17 protein-coding genes and 2 pseudogenes are annotated in these 17,050 nt (G+C 62.8%); 14 read left to right on the top strand and 5 right to left on the bottom strand.

Annotation, left to right across the window (positions count from 1 at the left end):
* Nucleotides 1-14: 14 nt before the first annotated feature.
* Entirely contained in the window at nucleotides 15-422 is a 408-nt protein-coding gene (locus NKH36_RS19320) for a F0F1 ATP synthase subunit epsilon (protein WP_352958083.1), read from the top strand.
* A 294-nt stretch (nucleotides 423-716) separates the two neighbouring features.
* On the opposite strand, the gene NKH36_RS19315 is transcribed toward NKH36_RS19320, so the two are convergent.
* The gene (locus tag NKH36_RS19315) at nucleotides 717-2,195 is read right to left on the bottom strand and encodes a mannitol dehydrogenase family protein (protein WP_352958084.1); all 1,479 of its coding nucleotides are present in this window, start codon (nucleotides 2,193-2,195) and stop codon (nucleotides 717-719) included.
* Between the two features lie 162 nt (nucleotides 2,196-2,357).
* Between NKH36_RS19315 and uxaC the strand changes: the two genes are divergently transcribed.
* The 9 genes and pseudogenes from uxaC to recQ all read left to right on the top strand — a co-directional run bounded on the left by uxaC (nucleotide 2,358) and on the right by recQ (nucleotide 11,743).
* Nucleotides 2,358-3,767, top strand: coding sequence for a glucuronate isomerase (gene uxaC, locus NKH36_RS19310; RefSeq protein ID WP_352958085.1), 1,410 nt, complete (start codon nucleotides 2,358-2,360; stop codon nucleotides 3,765-3,767).
* A 37-nt stretch (nucleotides 3,768-3,804) separates the two neighbouring features.
* On the top strand, nucleotides 3,805-4,782 hold the full coding sequence (locus NKH36_RS19305) for a TRAP transporter substrate-binding protein (protein WP_352958086.1): 978 nt from the start codon (nucleotides 3,805-3,807) through the stop codon (nucleotides 4,780-4,782).
* A gap of 103 nt (nucleotides 4,783-4,885) precedes the next feature.
* Nucleotides 4,886-5,413 carry a TRAP transporter small permease gene (locus NKH36_RS19300; protein ID WP_029349033.1) on the top strand — a complete coding sequence of 176 codons (528 nt, stop codon included), beginning with the start codon at nucleotides 4,886-4,888 and terminating at the stop codon, nucleotides 5,411-5,413.
* Nucleotides 5,414-5,417: 4 nt separating this feature from the next.
* Nucleotides 5,418-6,698 (top strand): TRAP transporter large permease, encoded by a 1,281-nt coding sequence (locus tag NKH36_RS19295; RefSeq protein WP_023800078.1) that lies wholly within the window; start codon nucleotides 5,418-5,420, stop codon nucleotides 6,696-6,698.
* Nucleotides 6,699-6,707: 9 nt separating this feature from the next.
* Nucleotides 6,708-7,484 carry a FadR/GntR family transcriptional regulator gene (locus NKH36_RS19290; RefSeq protein WP_352958087.1) on the top strand — a complete coding sequence of 259 codons (777 nt, stop codon included), beginning with the start codon at nucleotides 6,708-6,710 and terminating at the stop codon, nucleotides 7,482-7,484.
* A 27-nt stretch (nucleotides 7,485-7,511) separates the two neighbouring features.
* Nucleotides 7,512-8,369: a 5-dehydro-4-deoxy-D-glucuronate isomerase gene (kduI, locus tag NKH36_RS19285; protein ID WP_352958088.1), complete on the top strand. Its 858-nt coding sequence runs from the start codon at nucleotides 7,512-7,514 to the stop codon at nucleotides 8,367-8,369.
* On the top strand, nucleotides 8,366-9,133 hold the full coding sequence (gene kduD / locus NKH36_RS19280; protein ID WP_352958089.1) for a 2-dehydro-3-deoxy-D-gluconate 5-dehydrogenase KduD: 768 nt from the start codon (nucleotides 8,366-8,368) through the stop codon (nucleotides 9,131-9,133). Before kduI ends, kduD begins: the two co-directional genes overlap by 4 nt.
* A gap of 13 nt (nucleotides 9,134-9,146) precedes the next feature.
* Nucleotides 9,147-9,485, top strand: coding sequence for a cupin domain-containing protein (locus NKH36_RS19275; RefSeq protein WP_352958090.1), 339 nt, complete (start codon nucleotides 9,147-9,149; stop codon nucleotides 9,483-9,485).
* Between the two features lie 414 nt (nucleotides 9,486-9,899).
* Nucleotides 9,900-11,743, top strand: a pseudogene (gene recQ, locus NKH36_RS19270) (DNA helicase RecQ).
* Nucleotides 11,744-11,779: 36 nt separating this feature from the next.
* On the opposite strand, the gene NKH36_RS19265 reads toward recQ, so the two are convergent.
* Nucleotides 11,780-12,655 (bottom strand): DUF1186 domain-containing protein, encoded by an 876-nt coding sequence (locus NKH36_RS19265; RefSeq protein WP_352958164.1) that lies wholly within the window; start codon nucleotides 12,653-12,655, stop codon nucleotides 11,780-11,782.
* Between NKH36_RS19265 and NKH36_RS19260 the strand changes: the two genes are divergently transcribed.
* The 3 genes and pseudogenes from NKH36_RS19260 to NKH36_RS19250 all read left to right on the top strand — a co-directional run bounded on the left by NKH36_RS19260 (nucleotide 12,542) and on the right by NKH36_RS19250 (nucleotide 13,524).
* A complete protein-coding gene (locus tag NKH36_RS19260) occupies nucleotides 12,542-12,862 on the top strand; it encodes a hypothetical protein (RefSeq protein WP_352958168.1) in 321 nt (106 codons plus the stop codon). The two genes, NKH36_RS19265 and NKH36_RS19260, sit on opposite strands and share 114 nt — an antisense overlap.
* A 133-nt stretch (nucleotides 12,863-12,995) precedes the next feature.
* The gene (locus NKH36_RS19255; RefSeq protein WP_352963909.1) at nucleotides 12,996-13,196 is read left to right on the top strand and encodes an antitoxin MazE family protein; all 201 of its coding nucleotides are present in this window, start codon (nucleotides 12,996-12,998) and stop codon (nucleotides 13,194-13,196) included.
* A gap of 38 nt (nucleotides 13,197-13,234) precedes the next feature.
* Nucleotides 13,235-13,524: pseudogene (locus NKH36_RS19250) on the top strand (type II toxin-antitoxin system PemK/MazF family toxin).
* Between the two features lie 153 nt (nucleotides 13,525-13,677).
* Here NKH36_RS19250 and NKH36_RS19245 read toward each other — a convergent pair.
* Complete coding sequence (locus NKH36_RS19245; RefSeq protein WP_352958091.1) at nucleotides 13,678-13,989, bottom strand: hypothetical protein; 312 nt, start codon at nucleotides 13,987-13,989, stop codon at nucleotides 13,678-13,680.
* Nucleotides 13,990-14,109: 120 nt separating this feature from the next.
* Complete coding sequence (locus NKH36_RS19240) at nucleotides 14,110-15,018, bottom strand: alpha/beta fold hydrolase (protein ID WP_352958092.1); 909 nt, start codon at nucleotides 15,016-15,018, stop codon at nucleotides 14,110-14,112.
* Between the two features lie 194 nt (nucleotides 15,019-15,212).
* Here NKH36_RS19240 and NKH36_RS19235 point away from each other — a divergent pair, with 194 nt between their 5' ends.
* Entirely contained in the window at nucleotides 15,213-16,214 is a 1,002-nt protein-coding gene (locus tag NKH36_RS19235; RefSeq protein WP_352958093.1) for a Tim44 domain-containing protein, read from the top strand.
* A gap of 21 nt (nucleotides 16,215-16,235) precedes the next feature.
* On the opposite strand, the gene NKH36_RS19230 is transcribed toward NKH36_RS19235, so the two are convergent.
* Complete coding sequence (locus NKH36_RS19230) at nucleotides 16,236-16,877, bottom strand: class I SAM-dependent methyltransferase (RefSeq protein WP_352958094.1); 642 nt, start codon at nucleotides 16,875-16,877, stop codon at nucleotides 16,236-16,238.
* Nucleotides 16,878-17,050 lie beyond the last annotated feature (173 nt).

Raw genomic sequence — 17,050 nt, 5'->3', positions numbered from 1 at the left:
TCGTTAAATTGATCATGCCTGAAGCTTTCCAATTTGAACTGGTCTCGCCGGAGCGCCTGCTGGTTTCCGAGCAGGTCGAATCCGTCGTCATTCCGGGCGCCGAAGGCGAAATGACTGTCATGGCGCATCACGCGCCGGTCATGACCACGATCAAGCCGGGCGTCGTCACGGTGAAGACCGTGGCCGGCAAGGAGGAGCGCTATGTCGTGTTCGGCGGCTTCGCCGACATCGTTCCGGCCGGCTGCACGCTGCTGGCAGAATCGGCGGTAGCCGTCGGCGACATCGACCGCGCCGACCTGGCCCGCCGCATCCAGGAAGCCAGGGAAGACGTTGCCGACGCCAAGGACGACCAGACGCGCAGCAAGTCCGAGCAGTTCCTGAGCCAGCTCACCACACTCGAAGGCGCCATCCTGCCTGCATAGAGGAACGTCACCCAGGGCGAGCGGAACGCAGCCCCTTGCATCCATGCTATGACATTGGCGGCGCAGAATGAGCATTCTGTGGCGATCCTTCGCGCCCCCCTCTGTCCTGCCGGACATCTCCCCCACAAGGGGGAGATTGGCAGTTCCGATGCCGGCTCTAGTTCTGCAATCTTGGAGATTGGCGAAAGCCGTAGTGACGACCAATCTCCCCACTCGTGGGGGAGATGTCCGGCAGGACAGAGGGGGGCGCTGTCCCGCCGACGTCAAAGTTTTGCATCGCCCGCTACGCCCTAATCATTCGCTCGCAATGCCCAGCGCCGCGAACGCAGCAGCCACGCCACCCTGCCGAAGGCGTTCGAGGTGGGCGGCCGCGAGGTCGATCAGCGTCAGGCGCTCAGCACCGCCCTTGGCGAAGCCGGCCAGGTCGAACACCGCCGCCACCGCTTCGTCAGCCGACAGGTGCTGAGTGTCGAGTGCGGCCAGCGACGTGTCGAGCGGGTCGGTGAAGTGGCTTTCCGGCAAGGATTTGCCGCGCGCCTCGCAAGCGGCGATCCAGCCGGCCACCACCAGTATCAGATGCGCGGGCGGGGCACCGGCACTCAGCCGCTCCATGGCGGAGGCAACGATGCGCTGCGGCAGTTTCTGGCTGCCGTCATTGGCGATCTGCGCCGTCCGATGGGCGAGCGCGGTGTTCGAATAGCGCCTGGCGAGCTGGGCCGTGTAGTCGGCCGTGTCGAGCCCGGCGTCCTTCGGCAGCGTCGTGATGGCCTCGGCCCACAATCCGTCGACGAATTGCCGGATCGCCGGATCGGCGAAGGCGCGGTCGACCGTCTCAAAGCCACTGAGCAGGCCAAGATAGGCGATAGCCGAATGCGAGCCGTTGAGCAGGCGCAGCTTCATGTCCTCGAACGGCCCGACATCACCGACCATGGTGACGCCGAACCTTTCCCAGGCCGGCCTGCCCGCCCGGAAATCGTCTTCGACCACCCATTGGCAGAATGGCTCGGTCATGACAGGCCAGGCATCCGCGACGCCGAGCTGGCCTGATATCCGTGCCCGGTCGGCATCGGTGGTCGCCGGCACGATGCGGTCGACCATGCTCGACGGAAATGCCACCTCGTCGGCAATATGGCGGGCGAGATCGGTGCCGCGCAAAGCGGCGAATTCGACCAGCAGCCGGTGCAGCGTGGCGCCGTTGGCGGGGAGATTGTCGCAGCACAGCACGGTGAATGGCTGGATACCGGCGGCACGGCGGCGCGCAAGCGATTCGGCCAGAAAACCATGCGCCGTTCGCGGCATTTGCAGGTTGGCCAAATCGTGGACGATGTCGGGATGGGCTGCGTCCAGTCCGCCACCCGCCGCCCTGAGATAGGCCTTTTCGGTGATCGTCAGCGTGACGATCGAGGTGCGCGGATCGGTCAGCGCGGCCAGCACTGCGCCCGGATCTTCCGGTGCCACCAGCATCGACAGGATCGAGCCGACGACATGCAGGCTTTCACTGTCGCTGCTTCTGACCGCCAGCGTGTAGAGCCCGTCCTGCGGCGCCAGCGCGTCGCGTGTGTCGGCGCTGCGCAGCGAGACGCCGACAATGCCCCAATCCGTCTCTCCCGCCGCCAGGCAGTCGTCGACATAGGCTGCCTGATGGGCGCGGTGGAACGCGCCGACGCCGAGATGGACGATGCCTGGCACGATCTGGTCGCGATCGTATCGGGGGATCGCGACAGGGGCCGGCAATGCCTGCAGCGTGCTGTTGGAAAGGCGTCTGTTGGTCATGGTGCGGCGATCGTCCGGAGGGCGTGGCTGGCAGCGGCGTAACATCCGTTTCCCTCACGCACAATGGGTCATCGCCACCAAGTCATCATATAACAACCCGATTTTTGTATGTTGACATTACTTCTTTCCGATCCTACCGATTGCCGCATTGGGAGGATTGATGTGGCAGTACTGACCGATCCGGATTTGCTGTTTCCATCGGAGGCGCGTCCGCGTTCGCTTGCCCGCGATCTTTACGCCGGCGTGAAGGACCTGCCGATCGTCAGCCCGCATGGTCACACCGATCCGCGCTGGTATGCGCTCAACGAGGCGTTTGCCGATCCGGCGCAATTGCTTGTTGTGCCGGACCACTACATCTTCCGCATGCTGTTCAGCCAGGGCGTCCGCCTCGAGGACCTCGGCGTGCCAACGCTCGACGGCTCACCGGTGGAGACCGACGGCAGGACGATCTGGCGGCGCTTCGCCGAGCACTATTACCTGTTCCGCGGCACGCCGACGCGGCTGTGGTTCGACCATGTGCTTGCCCATCTGTTCGGCATCGAAGAGCCGCTGACGGCCGCAACCGCCGACCGCCATTACGACACGATCTCGACCTTGCTGCAGTGGGAGAATTTTCGCCCGCGAGCGCTGTTCGAGCGCTTCAACATCGAGGTCATCGCGACGACCGAAGGCGCGCTCGACGATCTCAGATGGCACCAGATGATCCGCGACAGCGGCTGGGAGGGCCGCGTCGTCACCGCCTATCGGCCGGACGCCGTGGTCGATCCCGATTTCGAAGGGTTCTCGGCCAATCTCGACCGGCTCGGAGAAATCACCGGCTGCGATACCGGCATCTGGGCCGGCTATCTCGATGCGCATCGCCAGCGGCGCGCTTTCTTCAAAAGTTTCGGCGCGACCGCATCGGATCACGGCCATCCGACGGCAGAGACCGCCAATCTGTCGGATGCCGCCGCGCAGGAACTGTTCAACCGCATCCGCCGGGGCTCGGATGACGAGCGCGAGCGAAAACTGTTTCGCGCCCAGATGCTAACCGAAATGGCCAAGATGAGCCGCGACGACGGGCTGGTCCTGCAGATCCATCCCGGCTCCTCGCGCAATCATTCGCCTTCCGTCTTCCAAAGGTTCGGCAGGGACAAGGGCTTCGATATCCCGACCAGAACCGACTATGTGACGGCGCTGAAGCCGCTGCTCGACTGCGTCGGGCTGGAGCGCGACCTCACCGTCATCGTCTTCACGCTCGACGAGACCAGCTATGCGCGCGAACTGGCGCCGCTCGCCGGCGTTTATCCGGCGCTGAAACTCGGGCCGGCCTGGTGGTTCCACGACAGCCCGGAGGGCATGCGCCGGTTCCGCGAGATGACGACCGAGACGGCCGGCTTCTACAACACCGTCGGCTTCAACGACGACACCCGCGCTTTTCCATCCATCCCGGCTCGCCACGATGTGGCGCGTCGGGTCGATTGCGCCTTTCTTGCGCGTCTCGTCGCCGAGCACCGGCTCCGCGAGGAAGAGGCGCACGAGCTGGCGCAGGATCTGGCCTATACGCTCGCAAAAAAGGCGTACCGGCTCTAACGGCGCTTGCCGCCATCGTTCAAACGGGAGGAAACCAATGCTGCATTTTTCTAGACTGGCGGGAGCTACGCTACTTGCCGCCACGCTGATGGCCGGAACGGCAAGCGCCCAGACGGTTCTGCGCTCGTCCGACACGCATCCGGACGGCTATCCGACGGTCGAGGCGGTCAAATATTTCGGCGAGCTTGTGAAAGAGCGGACGGCCGGCCGCTATACGGTCGAGCTTTATCATTCCGCGCAGCTCGGCGAGGAAAAGGACACGATCGAGCAGGTGCGCTCCGGCGTGATCGACCTCAACCGCGTCTCGATGGCGCCGTTCAACGGGCTGATCCCCGAAACCACCGTGCCTTCGCTGCCCTACATCTTCCGCTCGGAAGATCATATGCACAAGGTCATGGACGGAGCGGTCGGCGACCAGATCGCGGCGGCGTTCGAACAGGTCGGGCTGGTGTTGCTCGCCTTTTATGACGGCGGTGCGCGCTCCTTCTACAATTCGAAGAAGCCGATCAACTCTGTAGCCGATCTGGCCGGCATGAAGTTCCGCGTCATCCAGTCCGACATCTTCGTCGACATGGTGGCGGCACTCGGCGCCAACGCGACGCCAATGCCGTATGGCGAGGTGTATTCGGCGATCGAGACCGGGGTCATCGACGGCGCGGAGAACAATTTTCCGAGCTACGATACCGCCAAACATGCGGAAGTCGCCAAGTTCTATTCGCTGGACGAGCACACGATGGTGCCGGAAGCCTTCGTCATGGCGAAGTCGAGCTGGGACAAGCTGACGCCGGAAGACCAGGCGATCTTCAAGGCGGCCGCCAAGGAAAGCGTCGCCAAGCAGCGTGAGCTGTGGGCCGCCAAGGTCAAGGAATCGCGTGCCAAGGTCGAGGCGGGGGGTTCGCAGATCACGACGCCGGACAAGCAGCCCTTCATCGACGCGATGGGGCCGGTCTACGAAAAGCACGTCAAGGACGACAAGCTGAAGGCGATGGTCGAGGCCATTAGGGCCGTGCAGTGATCAAGCGGCGGCGCGGGCATTCCGCGCCGCCATCCTCTTGCGGAGAGAACCGGTGACCTCCAGTTCAGAACAGAGACCGCCCCTGTCCGGCATCGCGCGCGTGATGTCGCGCGTCAGCACGGCCGCGCTGTGGATCGCCGGCGTCGGGCTGGTGCTGATGACCGCCTTTGTCGCCTGGCAGGTGTTCGGCCGTTATGTTCTGAACCGCTCGCCGAGCTGGACCGAGCAGGGCTCGGTGATGCTGATGAGCTGGTTCATTTTCCTCGGCGCCGCCGTCGGGGTGCGCGAGAACTATCACCTCGGCTTCGACGTCCTGCTCTACGTGCTGCCGAAAGGCGGCAAGCGTTGGCTGAGGATGATCTCGGACCTCGTCGCGCTCGCCTTCGGCATCGGCATGATCTGGTATGGCAGCCAGTTGGTCGCACTGACCTGGGGCGCCACCTTGCCGTCGCTCGGTATATCAGGGGGCTGGGACTACGTCCCGCTTGTCGCGGGAGGCGCGCTCATCGTGCTATTCACGCTGGAGCGCATTGTGCTTCGCCTTTCCGGTGCGCCGATCGACGATGCGCTCGATGAACTGCCGCCTGCGGAAGTCGCAGCCGAACTCGACACAGCGAACGTGAAGGTCTGACGCTATGGAACTCTGGATACTCTTCGGCGTCTTCACCGTTCTGATGCTTATCGGCACGCCGATCGCTTTCTGCCTCGGCGTCGCAAGCTTTGCCACCGTCCTCTACATGGGCCTGCCCCCGCTCATCGTATTCCAGCGCCTGAATTCCGGCATGAGCGTCTTTTCGCTGCTGGCCATTCCGTTTTTCATCTACGCCGGCGACTTGATGGTGCGAGGCGGCATTGCCAGCAAGATCGTTGCCTTCGCCGGCTCGCTCGTCGGCCACATGCGCGGCGGCCTCGGGCAGGTCAACATCGCCACCGCTACACTGTTCGGCGGCATTTCCGGTTCCGCGGTGGCGGAGGCCGCGGCGGTCGGCGGCTTGATGATCCCGCAGATGAAGGCGCGTGGCTATGGAGCGGATTACGCCGTCAACGTCACCTCGATGGCGGCGCTGATCGCGCTGCTCCTGCCGCCGTCGCATAATATGATCATCTACTCGATCTCGGCAGGTGGAAAGATCTCCATCGCCGACCTGTTCACCGCAGGCATCATCCCGGGCCTGCTATTGGCTCTCGCACTGATGATCACCGCCTACTTCGTGGCGCGCTCCCGCGGTTATCCGACCGAGCCGTTTCCGGGCTTCGCCGCCGTCGCGCATCTCTTCGCTGTCGCTGTGCCCGGCCTGCTGCTGATCGCGATCATCTTCGGCGGCGTACGATCGGGCGTTTTCACGGCCACCGAGAGTTCCTGCATCGCCGTCATCTATGCGTTGCTCGTGACTGTGCTGGTTTACCGGCAGATGACTTGGGAAGGTTTCGTTCATGCCACCCATGGTGCCGTGCGCACCACGGCCATGGTGCTGCTCATCATCGGCATGGCGGCGGCGTTCTCGTGGCTGATGGCCTTCCTGAAAGTGCCGGCAGCGCTCATAGCCTCGATGAACGCGATCTCGGAGGATCCGCTGGTCGTACTTCTCCTGCTCAACCTCTTGATGCTGTTCCTCGGCACGTTCATGGACATGGGGCCGACGATCATCATTTGCACGCCGATCTTCCTGCCCGTGGCGCAGGCCTACGGCGTCGATCCGGTTCATTTCGGCGTCATCATGATCCTCAACTTCGGCATCGGGCTGAACACGCCGCCGGTGGGCGCGGTGCAGTTCGTGGCGTGCGCAGTGGGCAAGATATCCGTCTGGGAAGCGATGCGCTCGATCTGGCCGTTCTATGGGGCCGGCATCGTGGTGCTGGGGCTCGTCACGTATATCCCGGCCATCTCGCTATGGTTGCCGAGCGTCTTCAAATAGGGGTTGGCAATGGCATCGGATACGGCGATCAGCCTGAAGATCGAACGCAAGCCCAAGCTGTCGGAGACCGTGGTCGCGGCGATCCGCAAACAGTTGCAGGCGGGCGAGATCCAGCCGGGCCAAAAGCTGCCGACCGAGGGTCAGCTGACCGAAACCTTCGGGGTCAGCCGCACCGTCATCCGCGAAGCGTTGGCCAAGCTTGCCGCCGACGGTCTGGTCGAGCCACGCCAGGGCGCCGGGGTCTTCGTCACCGAGCATATCTCGACGATGTTCGGCACGCTGGCCGCGGACATGGGCAGCAAGGATTCGATCGCCCTCAACGTGCTCGAGGTGCGCCTGGCGATCGAGATCGAATCCGCCGGGCTCGCGGCTATCCGTCGCAATGCCGCGCAGGAAGCCGCGATCCAGGAGGCGTTCTTCGAGTTCGAGCGGCTGCTCTTGAACAGCGAGCCGACAGGTCCGGCCGACCTTGCCTTCCACCGGGCGATCGCCAGCGCCACCAACAATCCATTCTATGTCGAGATGCTCGACGTGCTCGGCCGGCGTGCCATTCCCTGCGACGTGACGTCGCCGTGGTCCACCGAGCTCGCCCAGTCCGACGCCTATCAGCGCGGGCTGCAAGGCGAGCATCTGGTGATCCTGAACGCCATTATGACAGGCGATGCCGAGTCCGCACGCGAAGCCATGCGCGCGCATCTTACCGCCAGCCAGCAGCGCTATCGCGAGCGCCTGCATGCACGTCAGATTTTTTATGCCGATTCGGTCAAGGCCGCGGCAACCGAATGATCAATAAGGCAGCCCAATGGGACAGCAATGAATCACACCGAAAACCACACCGACTTCACCTCGCGCTTCGCCATCGACCCTGTCACCGCCGCGGCGATGGGGACGGACGAGCTTCGTCATAATTTCCTGATCGAAGGCCTGTTCCAGCTCGGCCGCATCGGCCTGACCTATACCCACTACGACCGCATGATCGTCGGCGGCGCCATGCCTGCCGGGACACCGCTTCCGCTGCAGGCGATCAAGCCGACCGGGACAAAGAACTTTCTCGATCGCCGCGAAATGATCGCTGTCAACATCGGCGGCGCCGGCATCGTGAAGGCGAGCGGTCAGTCCTACGAGCTGCAGCCGCGCGCCATGCTGTATCTCGGCATGGGCGCCAACGAGGTGTCGTTCGCCTCAGTCAATCCAGCGGAGCCGGCCAAGTTCTATCTGCTCAGCGCGCCGGCCCATCAGAACCATCCCAGCCGGCTGATCCGCATCGGCGATGCCAAGCGGCTCGATCTAGGCAGCCAGGCGACCTGCAACGAGCGCTCGATCTTCCAGTTCATCCATGCCGAAGGCGTCAAAACCTGCCAGCTCGTCGTCGGGATGACCCAGCTTGCCCCAGGCTCGGTCTGGAACACCATGCCGTGCCATGTGCATGACCGGCGCATGGAGGCCTACCTCTATTTCGACCTGCCGGAGGCGGCGCGTGTGTTCCATTTCATGGGCGAGCCGGACGAGACTCGCCATCTCGTCATGCGCAATGAAGAAGCAGTGCTGTCGCCGGGATGGTCGATCCATTCGGGCGCCGGCACCTCCAACTACGCCTTCATCTGGGCGATGGCCGGCGACAATGTCGACTATACCGACGTCGATCCGGTAGCGATGGAAGAGCTGCGGTGAGCGACCTCTCGGCTTTCAGCCTGGCCGGCAAGCGCATCCTCGTCACCGGCGCCAATACCGGCATCGGCCAAGGCATCGCCCTGTCGATCGCGCGCGCCGGTGGTGCGGTGGTCGGCGTCGGCCGTTCGGCGATGGATGAGACAGCAGAAAAGATCGCCGCGGCGGGCGGACGCTTCGAGGCGGTGCGCTGCGATCTTGCCGATCATGCCGCCGCCCTGGCGATGTTCGATCGCATCTGGAAGGAAACCGGGCCGCTCGACGGGCTAGTCAACAATGCCGGCATCATCCGGCGCGCCGACGCCGTCGATTTGGCGGAAGCCGATTGGGACGACGTCATGGAGGTCAATCTGAAGACGGTCTTTTTTCTCAGCCAGAGCTTTGCCCGGCGCGTGCTTGCCGATCCCGGACGGCGCGGCAAGATCGTCAACATAGCCTCGGTGCTGAGCTTCCAGGGCGGCATCCGCGTCGCCTCCTACACCGCCTCGAAACACGGCGTGCTCGGCATCACCCGGTTGCTCGCCTGCGAATGGGCATCGAAAGATATCAACGTCAACAGCATTGCTCCCGGCTATATCGAAACCAACAACACCGAGGCGCTGCGTGCCGATCCAGACCGCAGCGCCGCCATTCTGGCGCGCATCCCGGCTGGGCGCTGGGGCGAGCCGGAAGACATCGGCGACGCGGCCGTCTTCCTGCTGGCCCCGGCGTCCAACTACATGCATGGCGCAGTGGTGCCGGTGGACGGCGGCTGGCTGGCGCGATGAGGAGGATTTGGCGATGACCGGAACGAAGATCTTTTCGCACGCCGGCGAGGGCGCGTGGACGCCGACACCGGATGGCAATCGCAGGCGTGTGCTGCTGCACACGGACGAACTGATGATGGTCGAATTCGGTTTCGACAAGGGCGGTATCGGCGCGCTGCATTCGCACCCGCATGTCCAGGCGAGCTACGTCGCCGAAGGCCGCTTCGAGGTCACCATCGACGGCAGGACCGAGATCCTGGAAGCGGGAAGCAGTTTCATCGTTCCTTCCAATTTGGTCCATGGCGTCAAGGCGCTCGAGGCCGGCCGCCTGGTCGACAGCTTTACCCCGCACCGCGCCGATTTCCTCGACTGACGCTACGACCCAGGTCACTAGCAGCAGCAATCTTCGCGAACGAAAAGCCCGCGCCTCCGGAGAGACGCGGGCGTGTTGCCTGGGCGCTTGTGGCGCCGCGGTACTCAAAACATCACCGCAGAACCTGAATCTGCCGAATTATGGTGAAGATAGGATTAACCGGCCAGAGCCGGCGCGATATTCACAGCCAAAGCGAATAGGGGCTGGAATCACGATCCCATATCAGCCAATGAGGGAGATAGTCTTTCAGACAGCACCGACGGAGACGGATTTGAGGGGTGATCGAGCATTCGAATCCGCGGTCAAGGCAGTCACATGGAGATTCGCGGGGGAGCTTTGGCAGGTCACGTCGCCGCTGTTCCCAGCCGTGCCGACACTGCCTCTTCAGGCGGCGCCGATCATAGAAATTCCCTGATGCAGATATCGGCGGCGAGCGTCCCGACGGAGGATTCCAAGCGGCGCGTCTTGAAGGACGTGTTCGGCTTCGACGATTTTCGTCCCGGCCAGGACGCGGTGACGGAGGCGCTGCTGGCCGGGCATCATGTGCTGGCTGTCATGCCGACTGGCGCTGGCAAATCGCTCTGCTACCAGGTCCCGGCGCTGGTCCTGGGCGGGCTCACCATTGTCGTTTCGCCGCTTGTGGCGCTGATGCAGGACCAGGTCGCCGCATTGCGTCTTGCCGGTGTGGCCGCCGATACGATCAATTCCTCACTCGACCGCGATGCCAATGTCGCCGCATGGCGCCGCGTTGCGGCGGGCCAAACCCGCCTGCTTTACCTGGCGCCGGAGCGGCTCATGACCGCGCGGATGCTTGAGGCGCTGGCCAGGCTCGACATCCGGCTGATCGCTGTCGACGAGGCGCATTGTATCTCCCAATGGGGCCCGGCGTTCCGCCGCGAATATGAAGAGTTGTCGCGGCTGCGCGACATTTTCCCTGATGTGCCGATCATTGCGCTGACGGCGACAGCGGACGAGGCGACGCGCAGCGACATCGCCGCACAGCTGTTCGCAGGGCGCGTCGAAACCCTGGTGCTGGGTTTCGACCGGCCGAACATCAAGCTCGGCATCGAGGCCAAGCAGGACAGCAAGCGCCAATTGCTGGGCTTCGTGCAGCGCCACGCCGGCCGCAGCGGTATCGTCTATTGCCTGTCGCGCAAGAAGACGGAAGAGACGGCGGCATTCCTCGAGAAGAACGGTGTGCGCGCGCTGGCCTATCATGCCGGCATGAGCAAGGACGCGCGTGAAGCAAATCAAAACGCTTTCATGACCTTGTCCGGCGTCGTGATGGTGGCGACCATCGCCTTCGGCATGGGGATCGACAAGCCTGACGTCGCCTATGTCTTCCACACCGACCTGCCGGGCAGCCTCGAATCCTATTATCAGGAAATCGGGCGCGCCGGCCGCGACGGGCGAGCTGCCGAGGCACACATGCTCTTCGGTCTCGGCGATATCCGCATGCGGCGGCTTTTCATCGACGACGAGGACGCGCCGGCGGAGCATAAAAGGCGCGCGCACGGCCGGCTCGATACCCTGATCGGCTATTGCGAAACGGCCCAGTGCCGCCGCCAGATCCTGCTTGGTTATTTCGGCGAAACAGCAATGCCTTGCGGCAATTGCGACAACTGCCTTGACCAGACGCCGCATGCGGATGGCGAAGCGGAGGCGCGGATCATCCTCGCGACCATCGCGCAGACCGGCGAGCGCTTTGGTGCTGCCCATGTCATCGATGTCCTGCTCGGCCATGAGACCGAGAAGGTCCTGGCGAGGAACCACCACAGGCTTGCGAGCTTCGGGACCGGTGTGGCGCACAAGAAGGAGGTGTGGCTGTCGCTGATCCGCCAGCTCGTCGCGGGAGGGTTTCTGAATTGGACTCAGGCGGCCATGGCGGCTTCGCCATCGCCGAAAAGGGCGGTGAGCTGGCCCGCGGCGAGGTCCCGTTCCGGTATCGCGTAGAGGTGCGGCACCGCGCATCGCGTGGCAAGACACGTCGCACTCCGGATGCTGCCGCAGGTACGGAGGACTTGGATGCCACGCTCTTGGCCGCGCTCAAAGCGGTACGGCTGCGTCTCGCTCGGGAGCGCCAGGTGCCGGCCTTCGTGATCTTCTCCGATCGCACGCTGATCGATATGGCGGAACGCTGCCCGCGCGACCTCGATGCCTTCGCCGCAGTCAACGGCGTCGGCGCCGCAAAACTCAGGGAATTCGGCGAGATCTTCCTCGGCGCAATCGCTGCGCACCAATCCGGGGTGTCGGTCTGAGACAGCCAAAGATCAAATCCGCGGTGCTGCAGCAGGTCAGTTTGCGAGACAGCATTTCTTCGCTTTCTTGCCGCTTCCACAGGGACACGGATCATTCCGACCGACATGGCGCCAAGGGTTTGTGACCGGCGCTGTCAGGCTCTTCAGCTCGTCGAGCCAAGTCTGTTCCGGCAAGGGCGATTGCCAGTCTTCCTCGCCAAAATACTCAAGGTGGCTGGTCCATTCCAACGCTTCAAGCACATCGTCGATATAGCCGAGACCGGCGCGCTTGAATCGGTCGATATCGTTCGGGTTTTGCTCGGCTGCCAGGAGATCGTCTTCGAAATCACTGAGTTCAAGCATGCCCATTGGGACGCGGCCGTCGTGCCATGCGCTGTGAACAAGCGATGCCAGATTGCGCAAGCCAAGCCGGGCGATTGCCTCCAGCCAGCCGATCCAGGCAAAATCGTCGTCATCGGCCAGCCTCTCGGTGTGGAATCGTTCGAGAAAATCTCGCATCCGGTCAAGCTCGATGCGGCCTTCCCAGGTCAGGAAGGCCGCTGCGCCCAAAACTGTATCGCGGACGAATTGATCGACAGAGCGGTCGCTGATCAAGCTGAACAAAGCGTCGGCGTCGCCATCGAACACGCCGGCGACGACACGCGCCATGCTCTCGGTCACGGCATCGCCGAGCAGATCATCGAGCTCGTGTTCCGGGCGGCGCAGCAGGCGCAGCAAGGGTCGGAACGCTTCACTGTCGCGAGCACCGCCCAGGATGTAAATGCCTCGCAAGAGTAGCATCTCATCATCCTGCGACAGATGCTCTCCTTCGGCCGCTCTTGTGAGGACCGCCCGCAGCGCGGGAGCGGATTCTTCAATCCTTGCGATGCAGTGAATGATTGCGACGTCCGGCAATTGCTGTTCGCTAGCCACGGCATGCAGTTGATCTTCTATCGGACCCAAATCGAAGCCGGGCCTGTCACGGCCAAGGATCGTTTCCAGCTCTTCCTTCTTCATGGCATCCTCGCCGTGGTTCGCACTTGGCAAATCTACGACAGACCGGCGGCCTTTCAACAGTTCACCCGCCGCATGAACGGCAAATTCCTGTGCAGAAGGGTCCCAGGCTGGCGATGGAAATGAGTTAACTTTATGATTCCGGCTACGACGGGGCCAACCTCAAGACGATCGTGCCCGCGGCGGTCTTCCGGCGAAGAGATTGGTCAAGCTTGCCCTCTGCAATAGGTTACAAGTAACTATTCGCGGGAGAATCGTCATGGCCTCGGCATCGAAGCCTAAGTCCTCGGGCATGAAGGTGCGGGAACATCGTGAGCGTCTGCGCCGGCAAGGTCAGCGTCCAATACAGATTTGGGTGCCGGACGTGCGTGCGCCGGCCTTCCGTTCGGAAGCGCACCGCCAGTCGCTGATGTCGCGGCAAGCGCCCATGCAAGCGAGGATCAGGCGTTCATTGACATGATTTCCGATTGGGACGCGATATCGGAATTGGGGTGATGAATGAAGCGTGGCGATATCTGGACGGTCACCGGCGGCAAGGATTACGCCGGCAAACCGCGTCCTATCGTCATCATCCAGGATGACAGTTTCGATGCGACGGATTCGATCACCATCTGCGGCTTCACGACCGACGAGACGGACGCGCCATTGTTCCGTCTGGCCGTCGAACCGAGCGAGCGCAACGGGCTGCTCGCCGTCTGATGGTGGACAAGATCACCACGGTCCCGAAGTCCAAGATCGGCGCGCATATCGGGCGGTTGGACGACGCGGACATCCTGCGCCTCAACTAGGCCGTTATCGTTTTCCTCGGCTTGGCCGTGTCGTCAAGACTGAGGTCGTGACTGTGAGGGTGATCGATTCATGGAGCCGTCGAGCCTCGGCTCTATCCTGCGAAACTGATCATTTTTCTGCCTTCGGCTTGCAGGCTCACTCCGGCGCCGCAATTAGCACTTGCTTCGTCTCGCCGCTGCGATCGCAGCCTCCTGCTGCCGCAGCTGCTCGATTTTTGCGCTCTGGCGGGCAGTGACGGTAGAGGCGACACGCCGGGCTCCCCACAGCCAATCCGGAATATTGGTTTTCGCGACTTTGCCACGAGTGATCGCTGTTGCCGACATCTCCTTGGCGACTTCGCCCATGGCCACGTTGAGTTCGACGCAACTCATCGCGGCATCAAAGGATGCGTGGAACGGCGATGCGCAACCTCCGACAAGGACGAGGCCGCATATTAAAGGCGTTGCTGTAGAGATGGCTTTCATTTTCTTATCAAGCAGATTTGACGCCGGACGGACGAATACCTGAGATCCTCGATCCCGGGCCGCCAAACGTTCCCGAGGTTCTGCATAGTTGAAGCATGTGAAGCTCTACAACACTCTGCCCTAGACGTCATTCCCCCTATCATCATCGAAGAATTCCGAGAGAGCCGCTGCGGTCTGGTCTGGGTGCTCTTCTGGAAAGAAGTGCCCGCCTGGAACGGGTGTTCCTTCAACTCTGTCGGCCCATTTCCTCCAAATAGCCAGCGGTCCGCCTTCCTCCGCATACCAGGTCTCGAGGCCGCCTTCGCTACTCCACAGTGCCAGCAGCGGACACCCAATGCGACGACCGCTTGCCTGGTCCGCCGCGCCATGTTCACGATCGATCGTGGCAGCGGCCCGATACTCTTCGCAAATCGCATGGATATGAACGGGATCGCGCAGCGCCTCGACATAGGCGTCCCTGACCTCCGCAGAAAACATTTCTGCCCGCGACCCCCACTGCACAATCGCATTGTCAACGATGGCATCGGGCGCCGCGCCTATCAGTCGCTCCGGCAGAGGCTCCGGTTGTGCGAGAAGGCTCCAGGGCCAGAAGGCGAGAGCCAGCCTGGCGTCCGCCCTATCCCACGCGGCGGCGGTGGGGATCACGTCGAGGACGGCGACTTTGGAGATTTCATCGGGATGGTCGAGTGCCAGACGATAGGCGACCCGGCCGCCACGATCATGTCCAGCAACCATGAACCGCTCAAACCCCAGCTGCTTCATGACTTGAACCATGTCGCCGGCCATGGCGCGCTTGGCGTATGGGCTATGATCGGCAGACGAGATCGGGCAGCCGCTTTGCCCATAGCCTCGAAGATCGGCGGCGATCACCGTGAAGCGGGGCGCCAAGGCCATGGCGATGTCCCTCCACATCAGATGCGTTTCGGGAAAACCATGGAGCAGCAGCAGCGGCGGACCCGCCCCGCCGACCCTTGCGAAAATGGTCGTGTCGTCCAGTTGCAAGCTGGTGGCTTTGAAACCTGCAAACACCGTTCGTCTCCTCGGTGTGCCTCAGGCAACAACGCACAATTTGGCAGAAGGATCACGGTCAGCTGCCGTGTTTGGCGTGGAGGCGGTCCTGGAATTCGCCTCGATGGCTGAACGCAAAAGATGCGGGTCACTGATATTTCCAATCGGCGCACACTATATAAGCGGGAAGAGTGTCGCCTTAGGGATTCGCTATTATGGTTTCGCGTTCGACCCGGTTTGCAGTTTTGTTTGCAGGACTGTTCCTGGCATTTTCGCTGGTTGCGGCCGATTACGCTGAGGCGCGCCGTGGCGGCAGCTTCGGCAGCCGCGGCACGCGCACTTTCCAGTCGGTCCCGCCGACCAGAACGGCGCCACAGCCGGCCGCGCCGGTCGAGCGCTCGATGACGCCCAATACCGCAACGAACCCCAATACCGTAACGAACAACGCGGCCCGCCAGACGCAGGCACCCCAACGGCCAGGGCTCTTCAATGGCCTCGGCGGTTCGATGATGCGCGGCTTGCTGCTCGGCGGTCTGATCGGACTTCTTTTGGGCCAGGGGTTCGGCGGCTTGGCTGGCATACTAGGCCTGCTGCTTCAAGGGCTGCTGATCGGCGGCGCGATCATGCTGATCATCCGCTTTTTCCGGTCGCAATCGGCACGCAGCCAAGCGCCCGCCATGGCCGGTGTTCCGCGGAGCATGGGGAACTTTGGGCGAAACGCGGCAGCCCAGCCGGAGGCGGACAACGTCTCGTCTTTCCCCATTCCAGGCATCGGGTCCGGATTTGGCCGGACAGCTCAAGCCTCCGATGAAATTACAATGACGCAGGCCGACCTCGACATATTCCAGCAGCGGTTGACGGAGGTTCAGGAAGCATTCGGGCGCGAAGATCATGCTGGCTTGCGCCGGCTGGCGACCCCCGAGATGGTGTCCTACCTGTCCGAAGAACTTGCCGATAATGCCAAAAACGGCGTCAGGAACGAGGTGTCGAATATCAGCCTGTTGGAGGCCGATATTGCGGAGAGCTGGCGGGAAGACGATCGCGATTACGCGACGGCTGCCTTGCGCTACGAGTCTCACGACGTGATGCGCGATCGCGCCAGCGGCAAGATCGTCGCGGGCGAAGCCGATCGGCCGACGGAAACAACCGAACTGTGGACCTTCACGCGACAGAACGGTGGCGACTGGAAGCTCGCAGCGATACAACAGCCTGACTGATACGCTGCAGCCTCGGCCCGTTCACGTCCTCTTGCGAGCCACGATGTAAGGAAGGTTGTCGTTGCCCTTCGTTGCGTGGCTTACAGCCGCAAGAACATCGAAGGCCGCGGCAGATATATGCCGGCTCAGGTCTGCCGCTCGAAAGACGCCTGCATAGGGCGCCTTGCCGATCGCACGCAGCGCGGGCAACACTGCAAACCGGATGAGTGGGTTCATATCCCCGGCGCAGGGTGTCTTGGAGATGAACAAGCCCTCCGCTGCAAGCAAGGCGTGGATGCGGCGCAGCGTGCCAGGGAGGTCGCGGACCAGATGGAGATAGTTGAATCCCAGAATCGCGTTAAACTGCGCCGCGTCAGGCGCAAGCGTTTCTTCGGTCGCGGGGCGGAAGACAAGGGTCGGGACGGGGCCAGCGACGTGTTTCTCATTGGCGATCGCGATCATTCCAGCGGAAATATGCGTCGCGAGATAATCTTGAACATCGCCCTCCAGCCGGAGCGCCGTTGTTCCTGTTCCGCAGCCTAGTTCCAATACCCTATCGCCTGGTCCCAACAGGGCGCGGGTCCGGTCCAGCGTGCGCTCGTATCCGGCCGGATCCGCAATCGCACCCATGGCGTATTTCCGTGAACTCCGGTCCCAGAAACGGGCGTCGCTCGCTATGCTCATGATGGTTGCTCCCCAGATCGCGACCTGCCCTTCGGCATTAAGGATGGTCGGAGGCGAGGCGTGTCCGCTCAGGTCAAGTCCCCGCAGAAGCTCATTCGGCTTTCGGCGGCGGATTGGGCAGTTGCGGCCCTAGCAGACGCATAGGCCAGACCTCACCGACCTCACCCTCGGGC

The sequence above is a fragment of the Mesorhizobium sp. M1312 genome, assembly GCF_040318115.1.
Taxonomy (GTDB): domain Bacteria; phylum Pseudomonadota; class Alphaproteobacteria; order Rhizobiales; family Rhizobiaceae; genus Mesorhizobium.
Note: the sequence above shows the minus strand (reverse complement) of the source record. Positions and strands in the feature narration are given on the sequence as shown.